The sequence below is a fragment of the Pseudoclavibacter sp. 8L genome (genome assembly GCF_902506465.1).
GTDB lineage: Bacteria > Actinomycetota > Actinomycetes > Actinomycetales > Microbacteriaceae > Pseudoclavibacter.
Window position 1 is genome coordinate 880,550 of the sequence record NZ_LR733186.1, and the last position, 11,337, is coordinate 891,886.

Sequence of the window (11,337 nt, forward strand, 5' to 3'; positions counted from 1 at the left end):
CCTCTCGCTGGTGGTCGGACTTCGCTCGTGGGTCGGTCTGGGTTGGTGGTCGGTCTGGGTTGGTGGTCGGGCTCGGTCGGTCGAGCTGGTCGGGCGGGATGGGCTGGTCGCTCACTCCCGCACGGGTGCGCCCTGGATCGGCGCGCTGGCAGGCCTGTCGAGGCCGTGACCTGACAGCTACGGTACCGGAGTGGACTACTTCATTCGGGAGCTCACGCCTCCAGATCCAACGTCGGACCGAGACGCTGAGGCCTGGGGCCTGCTCGAGCGCTTCGCCGGCATCGTCAACCGCGGCTCCGCGGACACCTACGGCGAGGGGCGGCTGCTCGAGACGAGCCAGCGAGTTCTCGCCGACTGGACCATGCCAGGGCAGGTCACCACTCGCCTCTTCCTCGCGTTCCCGCACGGCGCGCGGGACCTCGAGGCTGAGCGTCCCGTCGCCGCCGCGAAGCTCATGGTCTCGCCCCGCGATTCCCCGTCGCTGGCCTACCCTCACGTCGTCGTGGATGCGCCCCACCGGCGGCGCGGCATCGGCACCTTCGTCGCGGCCCACCTCGAGGACCTCGCTCGGGCCGATGGGCGCACGTCCCTGCAGGCCTGGGTGGAGCATCCGACGGGTGGCGGAGAACGGGTGCTCGCGCCGACGGGTCATGGCAGCGTCTCGGCGGCGGACCCGGCGGCGCGCTTCCTCTGGAAGCACGGGTGGGAGCTGGGGCAGGTCGAGCGCATCAGCGAGCTGCGCCTGCCCGTGCCGGCAGGAAGTCTGCGTGCGCACGTCGAAGCTGCGGAGGCACGGGCTGGTGCGGCCTACCGTGTGCTGACCTGGGAGGGCGAGAGCGACCCCGAGTACCTCGACGACCTGGCGCGGCTCAACGGCGACATGTCGATCGACGCGCCGGCGGGCGACCTCGAGGTCGATGAGGAGCAGTGGGACGCCGAACGCGTCTCGCAGATGGAGCGCCGAGCACTCGCCGCCGGCTCCACGTTCCTCAACGCAGCCGTGCTGCATGTCCCGAGCCGCACCCTCGTGGCCCAGTCCATGCTGCAGCTCGACCTCGACGACACCACGCGGCCGGCGCAGCAGGACAACACGCTGGTCACGTCGACGCACCGTGGCAGGCGACTCGGGATGCTCGTGAAGGCCGCGAACCTCGTGCAGCTCGCCGAGCGCTACCCGGAGTGCACCGGAGTGTTCACCTGGAACGCGGAAGAGAACGCCCACATGCTGCGAGTCAACGAGGCGCTCGGCTTCGTTCCCCTCGCGCCGGAAGGCGGCTGGCAGAAGCGGCTGTGAGGCCGCGTGGCTGCGTGGCTGCGTGGAGAAACGAGCCCAAGGAGTCGAACGCCCCGCGTTTGCGGTTCTCGCAAACACGGTTGCGGATCTTTGGTCCGGTGCGCAGGCTGAGCGCATGACCTCGCGCCACCACCACGCCACCGAGAGCTCGACACCCGACGACACGGGCGCCGGAGCGACCGCCCAGGCACCGCTCGACTTCTGGGACGAGCTCTACGCGGCGAAGCCCGCCGTCTGGTCCGGTCGCGTGAACGCGAACCTCGCAAGTGTCGCCGGCGCGCTCACACCAGGCCGCGCACTCGACCTCGGATGCGGCGAGGGCGGCGACGCGATCTGGCTCGCTCAGCAGGGCTGGCGGGTCACCGGCATCGACATCTCGACGGTCGCCATCGAGCGCGCACGCGCCGCAGCCGTCGATGCTGGCGTCGACGCCGCGCTGCTCGACTTCGCGACGGGCGACCTCGAGACCTGGTCCCCGGACGGTGAGCTCGACCTCATCACGGCGAGCTTCTTCCAGTCGCCGGTCCACCTGTCTCGTGCGGAGATCCTCAGGAAGGCCGCTCTCATGCTCGCACCCGGCGGACACCTCCTGACCGTCGCGCACGCCGGAGCGCCGTCGTGGGTGCAGGACTCGGAGCATCCCGCGCACCTCTTCGTGCAGCCGGACCGGGAGATCGCCGAGCTGGCGCGGCCCGCCGGAGCGTGGGAGACGGTGATCGCCGAGTCGCGGACCCGCGACGTCACCTCCCCAGATGGCGCTCCCGGCACGCTCGAGGACAGCGTGGTGCTCCTGCGCCGAATGGGCTGAGTCTCGGCACCCGACTACTCTTGCGTGGTCGGCGACGGAGATGAGGGACGCACGTGAGTGATGTTGTGATGTACACGGATGGCGCCTGCAAGGGCAACCCTGGCCCCGGTGGCTGGGGAGTCTGGCTGCGGTCGGGCGACCACGAGCGGGAGCTGTTCGGCGGCGAGCTGAACACCACCAACAACCGCATGGAGCTCAAGGCCGTCATCGAGGGGCTCAGCGCGCTCAAGAAGCCCTGCAGCGTCGCCCTCTACCTGGACAGCCAGTACGTTCGCAAGGGCATCACGGAGTGGATCACGGGGTGGAAGGCGAAGGGGTGGAAGACCGCCTCGAAGCAGCCCGTCAAGAACGCGGAGCTCTGGAAGGAGCTCGACGCGCTCGTCGAGGACAGCGGACACACCATCGAGTGGCGGTGGGTGAAGGGCCACTCGGGTGATGTCGGCAACGAGCGCGCCGACATGCTCGCGAACAAGGGCGTCGACCAGGCGCTGGGTCGCGGCTAGCAGTACAGCTAGCGACGCTCGGTCAGAGGCGGTAGGCGACGTCGCCGAGCGGGATGAGCTGCGGGTTCTGCGCCACCCAGGTGACGGCCACGGACCGCATCAGCTCGTCCCACGAGGCGTCCTCGAATCCGCGACGTGTGGCGAGATGCTCCTGGATCTCGAGCACGCAGTCCCACCCCGAGCCGCTGATGCCGTTGTCGAGTCCGGTCTCGAGGTAGCCGTGCCAGGCGCGTGCGAGATCGACGTGCGCCTCGGCGAAGTCGAGGCCGTCGTTGCCGCGGATCTCGGTGAGGATGACGTCGACGATGCGGACGACCTCCCCCTGCACGGTCGTTGCTCGACCGACCTCGGGAACCAGCTGGCCACGCAGGTTCGCGAACCGCTCCGCGTCCGTGTCCCCGACCGCGCGGGCCAGGGAGGCGCTCGGCGCGGTGATCCGCTCGGCTGGCTGAGCGCCCGTGAGCTCGGAGAGGCGCGCGAGCGCGGCATCCTGAGTCGCGGCGTCCTGCTCCGAGAGCAGGATGCGCCTCGCCTCGCTCGAACGCGCCACGAGCGTGATGTCGGCGCGCACCTGGTCGGTGACGGGAGAGCCTGCCGCGACGAGGAGCTCGACGAGCTGCGTGAGGGTGAGGAGATCGTCGAGGCCATCGCCGACGACGCCTCGGCTCGCGGCCAGCTCGAGCGCCAGCAGCGGCGTCGGCCCCTGGCTCGTGCCGGTGCCCGCCGAACCGGTGCGGGCACCGGGTAGCACACGTTGCGCGCTGACCTCGGCACCGGCCCGCAGGAGGAGGCGGACGTTCTCGACGTGGAGCCCGTTGGCTGCGTGGTGGAGCGGCCGGTAGCCCTTGCTGTCGGTGCGCTCAGTGTCGGCGCCGAGGCCCAGGATGGCGGCGATCGGGTGACCGACGCGGGCGTGGTTGCCGAGCACCGTGAAGCGGCTGGCCGTCTCGGTCTCCTCGAGGTCGAGGCCCGCCGCGACCAGCTGCAGGATCTCCTGCTGCGTGGTCCTGAGCTTGTCGGCGACCGTTCCCTCTGCGGCGCGCGGCAGCACCACCGGCCTCGCCGAGAGGTGAGGCTGCTCGGCGTAGGTCTCGACCAGGCCTCGCAGCCAGGCGGCGTCGAGACCCGCGTCGTCGAGCCCGCGGTCGAGCACCACCCGACGCACTCCCCCGTGATCGATCTCGTCGGCCACCTGCTGAAGCGTCGCGGTGACGAAGCGCGGCGCTGGTCCGGGCGTGCCGAGCGCGGCTCGCCTGGACGTCGTGAAGGCGAACAGGGTCAGCACTCCGTTGTCCTCGGAGATCGCGAGCCGGGACGTGCTGGGGTCGAGCGGCACCACCCAGGTGCCGCGCGCCATGGCTCGCGCCCAGTAGCCGTGGAAGGCCGCGGAGTCCGCCGGATGCTCGCGGTACTGCTGCGCGAGCAGCGACAGGGCCGCGAGTTCCCGCGGGCTCGGCTGCTCGGCACGCTGCCGGCTGCGCTCGCGCGCGGCGAGTGTCTCCGACATCGGGCGCGACAGGACGAGGTCGCGGAACCGGACGAAGTCCGAGAAGCTGCCGGAGAGGGCCCGCTGGAGCTCGGCGGCGTCGCCGACCCAGGCCGTGTCCTCGAGGTCATCGAGCGCCTCTCGCGGGTGGTTCTCGGCGGGGACGATGTACGTCGGGCTCCCCTGCGGGTTGACGATGAGGAAGCCCGCCGCGACACAGAGCTCGAAGATGAAGCCAAGCTCAGCCGCTGAGAGCGTGGCGTGGAAGATGCCGCCCGCGAGCGGTGCCTCCTGCTCGAGCGGGTCGAGGTAGAGATCGGACCAGTTCCCGTCGAAGGCGAGCCGCTGCCCTCCGGCGTCGAGGAGCGCCCCCGTGCTCTCGTCGGGGACGACGCGCAGTCCCCGGGTGGCCAGGAACGCCGCGAGTTCGCGCCGGTCCGCATCGAGGTGCTCGCCACCCTCGATGCGCATGAAGTTCAGCGAGTAGCCCATGACAACGACCCTAGCCGCGTGCGCCGATGGCGCGAACGATGCCCGCGAGTCCGTAACGCCAGGCCTCGTCGATGTCTCCGCCGAGGTTGAAGCCTCGGTTCAGCTCCATGCTGACGAAGCCGGCTGCCCACGCAGTCAGGGTGCGGGCCGCCTCGAGCGCTCGCTCCTCACCAGCGAGCTCGCCCGCGAGGCGCAGGATGCTCGCGCTCGCGTCTGCACCGAATTCCGGCCGTGCTGCGGGAGTTCCGGCCCCCGGTGTCATCACGAGCTGGAACGCGGCCGGGCGCTCGTGCCCGAACGCCCGGAACGCATCCGCGAGGTGCTCGAGATCGCTCGCGGCGTCCAGCCGCTCTCCGAGCTCGACGAGGGTCGCCTCGGCCACGAGCTGGATGAGCTCCTCACGATTCGCCACCCGCTTGTAAAGCGACGGTGCACGGACTCCCACCCGGACGGCGACCGCCTGCATGCTCAGCCCCGGAAGCCCCTCGCTCTCCAGGAGGTCGCGGGCGGCGAGCACGATCGCGTCGAGGGAGGTCCTGTCCGGAGTAGGCATGCCCCCACTATAGCTATTGACAGTAGCCATGATGGCTACGTACCATAGCCTTCATGAGACTCGACGCTTCCCTCCACCGCATCGGCAACGACATCGTCGCGGCATACCTCGTCACCACCCCGGAGGGCGTGACCGTCATCGATGCCGGCCTCGCGGGCCACTGGCGCGAGCTCATCGCCGAGCTCGCATCCATCGGACGCTCGGTCGACGACATCAAGGGCGTGATCCTCACCCACGGCGACTCCGATCACGTCGGCTTCGCCGAGCGGCTGCGACGCGACCACGGCGTTCCCGTCTACGTGCATGCGGATGACGCCGCCCGCGCGAAGGGCGGGCCGAAGCCCTCGAACGCCAAGCAATCGATGAAGATCGGCCCCCTGCTCGCCTTCGCCGCCTACACGCTGCGCAAGGGCGGAGCGCGAACCACGTGGCTCTCCGAGGTCGTCGAGGTGCAGCACGGAGCGACGCTCGACCTCCCGGGCTCGCCACAGATCATCGGCATGCCCGGCCACTCGCCGGGCAGCATCGCGGTCTTCGTCCCCGCTGTCGACGCCGTCTTCGTCGGGGATGCGCTCACGACCCGCCACGTGCTCACCGGGCAGGTGGGCCCACAAGCGGCCCCGTTCACCGACGAGCCAGCACAGGCCATGACGTCGCTCCGCGCCATCGTCGACACGAAGGCGAAGTGGGTGCTGCCAGGACACGGAGCGCCCTGGAGCTCAGGGGTGGAGGCGGCGGTCGCGGCAGTCACGGACTCCATGCACCGGCGATGACCGAGTTCGGGCACAGCACCTCGATCCCGCACCTCGAGGCACGACGCTCCGCGCAGGAGAACTCCTGCTATCGAGCGCACACCCACGATTCGTTCTCCATCGGACTCATCGACTCCGGGGCGTCGAGATTCGCGGGCCTCCTCTCGGGGCCGGTCCGGCTCGACGCGGGCGACGTCATCCTCATCCCCGCCGGTCGCGTCCACTCCTGCAACCCGCTCGACGGGCGCTGGCAATACCAGATGATCCACGCAGACCAAGCCTGGCTGACCTCGCTCGCGCCGCCCGAGACTGCGGCGTCCCTCTCGGACTCGATCACCATCATCCGCGATCCCCTGCTGCGAGCGGCAGTCGCCGAGGCCTTCAGGGCGATCTTCGCCGACCATCCCGCCCCACGGCTCCGCGCCACCTTCTCCACCCTGCTGCGCCAGCTGGATGGGACCCATGCGGAGCTGGCGATCGCTGGCACCATGGAGCCGCAACTGCTCACCGCCCTGGCCCCTGCCATGGAGCGCCTCCAGGGCGACGCCTCGAACCCGCGACTGGATGAGCTCGCCGAGCTCGTCGGCATGGATCGCTTCCAGTTCATCCGCGAGATGAAGCGGGCAACCGGGCTCTCGCCGCTCGCCTGGCGCCAGAACGCGCGCGTCCTCCAAGCACGGCGGATGCTGCGCGCCGGGGAGAGCATCGCCGACACCGCGCACTCGCTCGGCTTCGTCGACCAGAGCCACTTCCATCGTGTCTTCCGGGCCCACGTCGCCGCCTCGCCCGGCACCTATCGCCATCGGCGCAATTTCATACAAGACCCGCCAACCCCCTGATCCGCACACTGGGCGAGTACTGCTCACTCCCCCAGGAAGCCCATGGATCAATTTCTCGCCGTCGCCGTCGCCCACTTCCTCGCGCTCCTGATCCCGGGGGTCGACTTCTTCCTCATCGTGCGCAGCACCCTCGCCAACGGATGGAAGGTGGCCAGCGGCGTCTGCGTCGGAATCGCTGCCGCCAACAGCACCCTCATCGGGGCGGCCTTCTCGGGCGTTGCGCTCATCTCCCAGCCGGAAGTCCTCTGGACACTGCAGGGGGTCGGCGGCGCGTTCCTCACCTATGTCGGGGGGGTCTTCCTTCGAAGCACGCCCGTCGCGGAGCTCGGTGCGGGCACGCCTCGGAGCCCGAGCGCGAGCCCCGCTAACGCCTCGTGGACACGCAACCTCTGGCTGGGGGCCGCGTCCGGGCTCCTGAACCCGAAGAACGTGCTCTTCTACGTCAGCCTTGCCGCCGCGCTCGCATCCGCACCCCCTGCGACCCTCGTGCTCTACGGGGCGTGGATGGTCCTGGTCGTGCTCGCGTGGGACCTCTTCGTCGCGATCGTGCTCGGCTCCGGACGTGGGCTGGCGAAGCTCTCGAGGTTCATCCCGCTGCTCTCGAAGGCGGCCGGTGTGTTCCTCGCCGTGTTCGGCCTGTCGATGCTCGTGACCTTGGGACTGGAGCTCTCCGGACGGGCCGTCACCGGCTGAGGCGTCACCGCTCGCGCTGGCACTTCTCGCAGAAGTGCGAGCCCCGGTTCTGGAACTTCTCGCGAACGATCGGCCGCCCGCATCTCGGGCACGGCTTCCCCTGGCGCCCGTACACGTTGAGCGAATGCGCGAAGTACCCGGCCTGCCCGTTGACGTTCACGTACTGCGCGTCGAAGGAGGTGCCACCCTCGGCGAGCGCCTTCGCGAACACCTCGCGCACGTGCAGCAGCAGCTCCCTCGCCTTCGACGGCGACAGCCCTGAGGTGACGCGCCCGTAGTGCAGCCTCGCCCGCCACAGCGCTTCGTCGGCGTAGATGTTGCCGATGCCCGAGATGAGCGTCTGGTCGAGGAGCGCCGACTTCACGCCCGTCTTGCGGCGCAGCAGCGCCGCCACCCACGCATCGTCGTCGAAGTTCGGGTCGAGCGGGTCGCGTGCGATGTGCGCCACCTGCGACGGCACCCGCTCACCCTCGACGTCCGCCGTCGGCACGAGGCGGTCGACGGCCAGTGAGCCGAAGACGCGCTGGTCGGCGAAGGCCACGACAAGATCGCCAGCGGGACCGTCGACGCGGATGCGCGCTCGCAGGTGCCGGTCGTCGGGCGCATCCGAGGTGCGGAGCAGCATCTGACCGCTCATGCCGAGGTGCGCCGTCAGCGCCTCCTCGCGGCCCGCGAGCGGCAGCCACAGGAACTTCCCGCGCCGCGACACGCTCGAGATCCTCGCCCCTTCGAGCGCGCCGACGAACTCGGCCGAGTCGCCAGCATGTCGACGCAGCGAGCGCTCGTCGAGCACCTCGACGGCAGACACGACGGCACCCGTGACCGCGGGTTCGAGGCCGAGGCGCACGACCTCGACTTCAGGCAGCTCCGGCACGGCTAGGAGCCCGCGGGGGCGCCGTCGCCGCCATCGTTCAGCTGATGCCACGCGGCAAGCGCGCCAGCGACCTCCGCCTGCTTCTTGCTCGTGCCCACGCCCTGCGCCTGCGCGAGGATGCGCTTCTTCTTCAGCACCGTGACCGTCGCTGTGAAGCTGCGGTCGTGCTCGAGGCCGGACCCCTCCACCTCGTAGCGCGGCGGCTCGGCGCCCTGCGTGTCTGCGAGCTCCTGCAGCGCGGTCTTCGGGTCCTGCTCGGCCCCGAGACGCCACACCACAGCCAGCTTCGGCTCGACGAGGCGCAGGACGAGCTCGGTCGCGACCTCGACCCCAGCCGAGAGGTACGCGGCACCGATGACCGCCTCCACCGTGTCGGCCAGGACCGAATCCTTCTTGTTGCCGCCCGTGAGGTGCTCGCCGCGACCGAGGTGCAGGTAGGCGCCGAGGCCGAGGCCCCGCGCAATCTCCGCCAACGCCACCGTCGAGACCAGGGATGCGCGCAGACGCGACAGCTGCCCCTCCGAGTAGTCGGGGTACGTCCGGTACAGCATGACCGTGACGGCCTGTCCGAGGATCGAGTCGCCGAGGAACTCGAGGCGCTGATTGTCGGGGATGCCGCCGTTCTCGACCGCGTACGACCTGTGGGTCAACGCGAGCTCGAGAAGCGAGGGAACGAAGTCGACCCCGAGGCCGCGTGCCAGCTCAGCTGACGGTGCGGCGTCGGGGTCGATGATCTTCACGTCGTGCATGACGCGAGGATCAGACGTCTGCGACCTTGCGGCCCTTGTACTCGAAGAACAGCGGAGTGCCGGCTGCGTCCTCGACAACCTTCGCGCGGTGCGGGAGGCTGTAGGTGACCTTGCCGTTCTCGACGGTCTTGACGAGGGTCGGCACGGAGGCCTTCCACTGCGAACGGCGCGAACGCGTGTTCGAGCGGCTCATCTTGCGCTTGGGGAGAGCCATCGGCGTCTACCTTTCATCTTTCATCGTGCAGGGAGGCGGGCTCAGTGCTGGCCCGGCTCCCCCTTGTAATCATGGTTGCGCGCATCCTCAGGAGAAACTGTTTCACGAGGACCCGCGGCTTCCTCGGAACCCGTAGCTGGTTCCTCGGGTGCTTCTGTTGAAGCGTCAAACCCTGCCAACGCCGCCCAACGCGGGTCAACCGCTGGTGCCTGCTCTTCGAGCGGCTCCACCAGCTTCTCGCCGGTTTCAGGATCTAGGCCGAGGCAGTCCGGCCGACAAACCGGCTGGAATGGCAGTGCGAGCACTACCGCATCGCGAACGGGCGGTTCAAGGTCGACAATGTCGTCGTGAACCTCGTACTCGAGGGCTTCGTCGCGAGCATACGCGAAAAGCTCTGCGAAATCGACCCGGAGCGGCTCGTCCAGCGGTGTCAGGCACCTGCTGCACTCCCCGGCCATCCTCGATTCGAGGCCGACCGTCGCGAGGATGCCGTCGTGCAACACCTCGAGGCGAACGTCGAGTTCGACCGGCGTGCCCTTCTCGATGTAGCCGAGCCCCTCGCCGATGCGCTCAGGCGCATCGAAGTCGAGTTCGATCTCGCGCATCGTGCCGGGCTTGCCCACGACGGTCGCAATGTTCACGAAGTACGGAGAGGAAGTCACCGGGAGATTGTACGCCCTCGTCGCGGAGTGCATCCCGAGCCACCTACTCGATGGAGGTGTCGGTGTCGCCCTGCAGGTACTCGTAGACGACACGAGGCACATACGGCGAGACGTCTCCGCCGAGCGAGGCGACCTGGCGCACCAGCGAGCTCGAGACGTGCGCGTGGCTCGGGTCGGGCAGCATGAACATCGTCTCGACTCGAGCGAGGTTGCGATTCACGATCGCCATCGGCGTCTCGTAGGTCACATCGGCCTGCGACCGGATACCCTTCACGATGACCTTCGCGCCGACATCGGTGCAGTAGTCGACGAGCAGGCCCACGCTCCACGACGCGACGCGGACGTTGCCGCGGATGCCGGTCGCCGACACTGCCTGCTCGATGAGCTCCACGCGGCGCGAGATGGGCAGGAGCGCGTGCTTGTCGGGATTGTGCACAACGACGACGTGCACTTCCTCGAAGACCGTGGCGGCACGCTGGATGACATCGAGGTGGCCAAGGGTAACCGGATCGAACGAGCCGGGAACGACAGCGATTCTGCTCATGGCGACAAGACTACGGGGCGCTCCCTGCACGTCGCGCGCACGGAGCCCTCATCGCGTGATCAGGACGAGGGGAGCAGGCGTGACAGGGTCGGATACGAGCTAGACGCGGGTGGGCGTGTCGTCGTCTCCATCGGCCAGCGGCTCCTCGGGCTTCGGCGTGCTGCTCGCCTCGAGGTCCGCGGCCTTGCGCCGGAAGAGGATGAACGAGACGAACACCACGGCCACACCGGCGAGCCCCATGAGCACCCAGGCCCACGGCGGGATCCCAGAGGCTGCGGCGGTCGACTGGGACGCCTCGTCCGACGTTCCCGCGTCGCTGTTCGTGATCGCGGCACCCTCCGTGTTCTCGGCGGCACCGAAACCGGCGGAGGCGGATGCTGACGGCGCGGCGTCCTCAGCCGGCGCCACGCCGACGGACACCGTGAACGGGATCGTGCCGGAGATCGGGTGGCCGTCAGAGGAGACGACCTGCCAGTTCAGGGCGTAGTCCCCCGCCGCGAGCTGCGGGAGCGCCTGCGTCACGACCGAGCCGTCGGCCGTGGCCGCCGACTCCAGCTCGAGGGCCGTCTGCTCCACGGCGGTCACCGCGAACAGCTCGACCTGCGGGCCGAGCGTGCCTTCCGACTGCACCTCCGCGGAGAACGTCATGGTGGCGCTCTCCGGAGCCACATCGACCGACTCGTCGGCGGCCGGGCTCGACTCGATCAGCTGGTCGTGCGCGGAAGCGAACTGCGAGCCGAGGCCGAGCGCGAGGGCCAGGAACGCCAGCATGGCGGCCAGCATGAGGCGGGAGGCGATGCGGAGCGCGTGTGCGGAGGAGGAAGAGGTCACCCGCCCATCGTAGGCCAGGGGACGCTCGCCGACCGAGGCGCTG

Annotated in this window: 14 protein-coding genes; 6 read left to right on the plus strand and 8 right to left on the minus strand. The window is 69.5% G+C overall.

Translation table 11 applies throughout. The features are described 5' to 3' along the window. Positions 1 to 190: 190 nt before the first annotated feature. From GV007_RS10910 to rnhA, 3 genes are all read left to right on the plus strand, one after another. Entirely contained in the window at positions 191 to 1,294 is a 1,104-nt protein-coding gene (locus GV007_RS10910; RefSeq protein WP_160072519.1) for a GNAT family N-acetyltransferase, read from the plus strand. 115 nt (positions 1,295 to 1,409) lie between these two features. After that, positions 1,410 to 2,102: a class I SAM-dependent methyltransferase gene (locus GV007_RS10915; protein WP_160072521.1), complete on the plus strand. Its 693-nt coding sequence runs from the start codon at positions 1,410 to 1,412 to the stop codon at positions 2,100 to 2,102. A gap of 53 nt (positions 2,103 to 2,155) precedes the next feature. After that, positions 2,156 to 2,605: a ribonuclease HI gene (gene rnhA / locus GV007_RS10920; protein ID WP_160072523.1), complete on the plus strand. Its 450-nt coding sequence runs from the start codon at positions 2,156 to 2,158 to the stop codon at positions 2,603 to 2,605. Positions 2,606 to 2,627: 22 nt separating this feature from the next. On the opposite strand, the gene GV007_RS19050 is transcribed toward rnhA, so the two are convergent. After that, on the minus strand, positions 2,628 to 4,583 hold the full coding sequence (locus GV007_RS19050) for an ankyrin repeat domain-containing protein (RefSeq protein ID WP_201297661.1): 1,956 nt from the start codon (positions 4,581 to 4,583) through the stop codon (positions 2,628 to 2,630). A 10-nt stretch (positions 4,584 to 4,593) separates the two neighbouring features. Beyond that, a complete protein-coding gene (locus GV007_RS10930; protein ID WP_160072525.1) occupies positions 4,594 to 5,136 on the minus strand; it encodes a TetR/AcrR family transcriptional regulator in 543 nt (180 codons plus the stop codon). Between the two features lie 53 nt (positions 5,137 to 5,189). Between GV007_RS10930 and GV007_RS10935 the strand changes: the two genes are divergently transcribed. Genes GV007_RS10935 through GV007_RS10945 form a run of 3 tightly spaced genes read left to right on the plus strand, consistent with a single transcriptional unit; the run spans position 5,190 to position 7,420 of the window. Then, positions 5,190 to 5,909 (plus strand): MBL fold metallo-hydrolase, encoded by a 720-nt coding sequence (locus tag GV007_RS10935; RefSeq protein ID WP_160072527.1) that lies wholly within the window; start codon positions 5,190 to 5,192, stop codon positions 5,907 to 5,909. Then, the gene (locus tag GV007_RS10940) at positions 5,906 to 6,727 is read left to right on the plus strand and encodes a helix-turn-helix transcriptional regulator (protein WP_160072529.1); all 822 of its coding nucleotides are present in this window, start codon (positions 5,906 to 5,908) and stop codon (positions 6,725 to 6,727) included. The genes GV007_RS10935 and GV007_RS10940 overlap by 4 nt, the downstream gene beginning before the upstream one ends. 42 nt (positions 6,728 to 6,769) lie before the next feature. Further along, a complete protein-coding gene (locus tag GV007_RS10945; protein WP_160072531.1) occupies positions 6,770 to 7,420 on the plus strand; it encodes a LysE family translocator in 651 nt (216 codons plus the stop codon). Positions 7,421 to 7,424: 4 nt separating this feature from the next. On the opposite strand, the gene mutM is transcribed toward GV007_RS10945, so the two are convergent. The 6 genes from mutM to GV007_RS10975 all read right to left on the minus strand — a co-directional run bounded on the left by mutM (position 7,425) and on the right by GV007_RS10975 (position 11,294). Continuing rightward, entirely contained in the window at positions 7,425 to 8,294 is an 870-nt protein-coding gene (gene mutM / locus GV007_RS10950; protein WP_160072533.1) for a bifunctional DNA-formamidopyrimidine glycosylase/DNA-(apurinic or apyrimidinic site) lyase, read from the minus strand. Positions 8,295 to 8,296: 2 nt separating this feature from the next. Further along, entirely contained in the window at positions 8,297 to 9,043 is a 747-nt protein-coding gene (gene rnc / locus GV007_RS10955) for a ribonuclease III (protein WP_160072535.1), read from the minus strand. Positions 9,044 to 9,053: 10 nt separating this feature from the next. Further along, the gene (gene rpmF / locus GV007_RS10960; RefSeq protein ID WP_068484295.1) at positions 9,054 to 9,257 is read right to left on the minus strand and encodes a 50S ribosomal protein L32; all 204 of its coding nucleotides are present in this window, start codon (positions 9,255 to 9,257) and stop codon (positions 9,054 to 9,056) included. Positions 9,258 to 9,298: 41 nt separating this feature from the next. Further along, positions 9,299 to 9,919: a YceD family protein gene (locus GV007_RS10965; protein WP_236558468.1), complete on the minus strand. Its 621-nt coding sequence runs from the start codon at positions 9,917 to 9,919 to the stop codon at positions 9,299 to 9,301. A gap of 43 nt (positions 9,920 to 9,962) precedes the next feature. Continuing rightward, positions 9,963 to 10,463 carry a pantetheine-phosphate adenylyltransferase gene (coaD, locus tag GV007_RS10970; RefSeq protein ID WP_104240619.1) on the minus strand — a complete coding sequence of 167 codons (501 nt, stop codon included), beginning with the start codon at positions 10,461 to 10,463 and terminating at the stop codon, positions 9,963 to 9,965. Between the two features lie 99 nt (positions 10,464 to 10,562). Continuing rightward, complete coding sequence (locus GV007_RS10975) at positions 10,563 to 11,294, minus strand: copper resistance CopC family protein (protein WP_160072539.1); 732 nt, start codon at positions 11,292 to 11,294, stop codon at positions 10,563 to 10,565. Between the last annotated feature and the right edge of the window lie 43 nt (positions 11,295 to 11,337).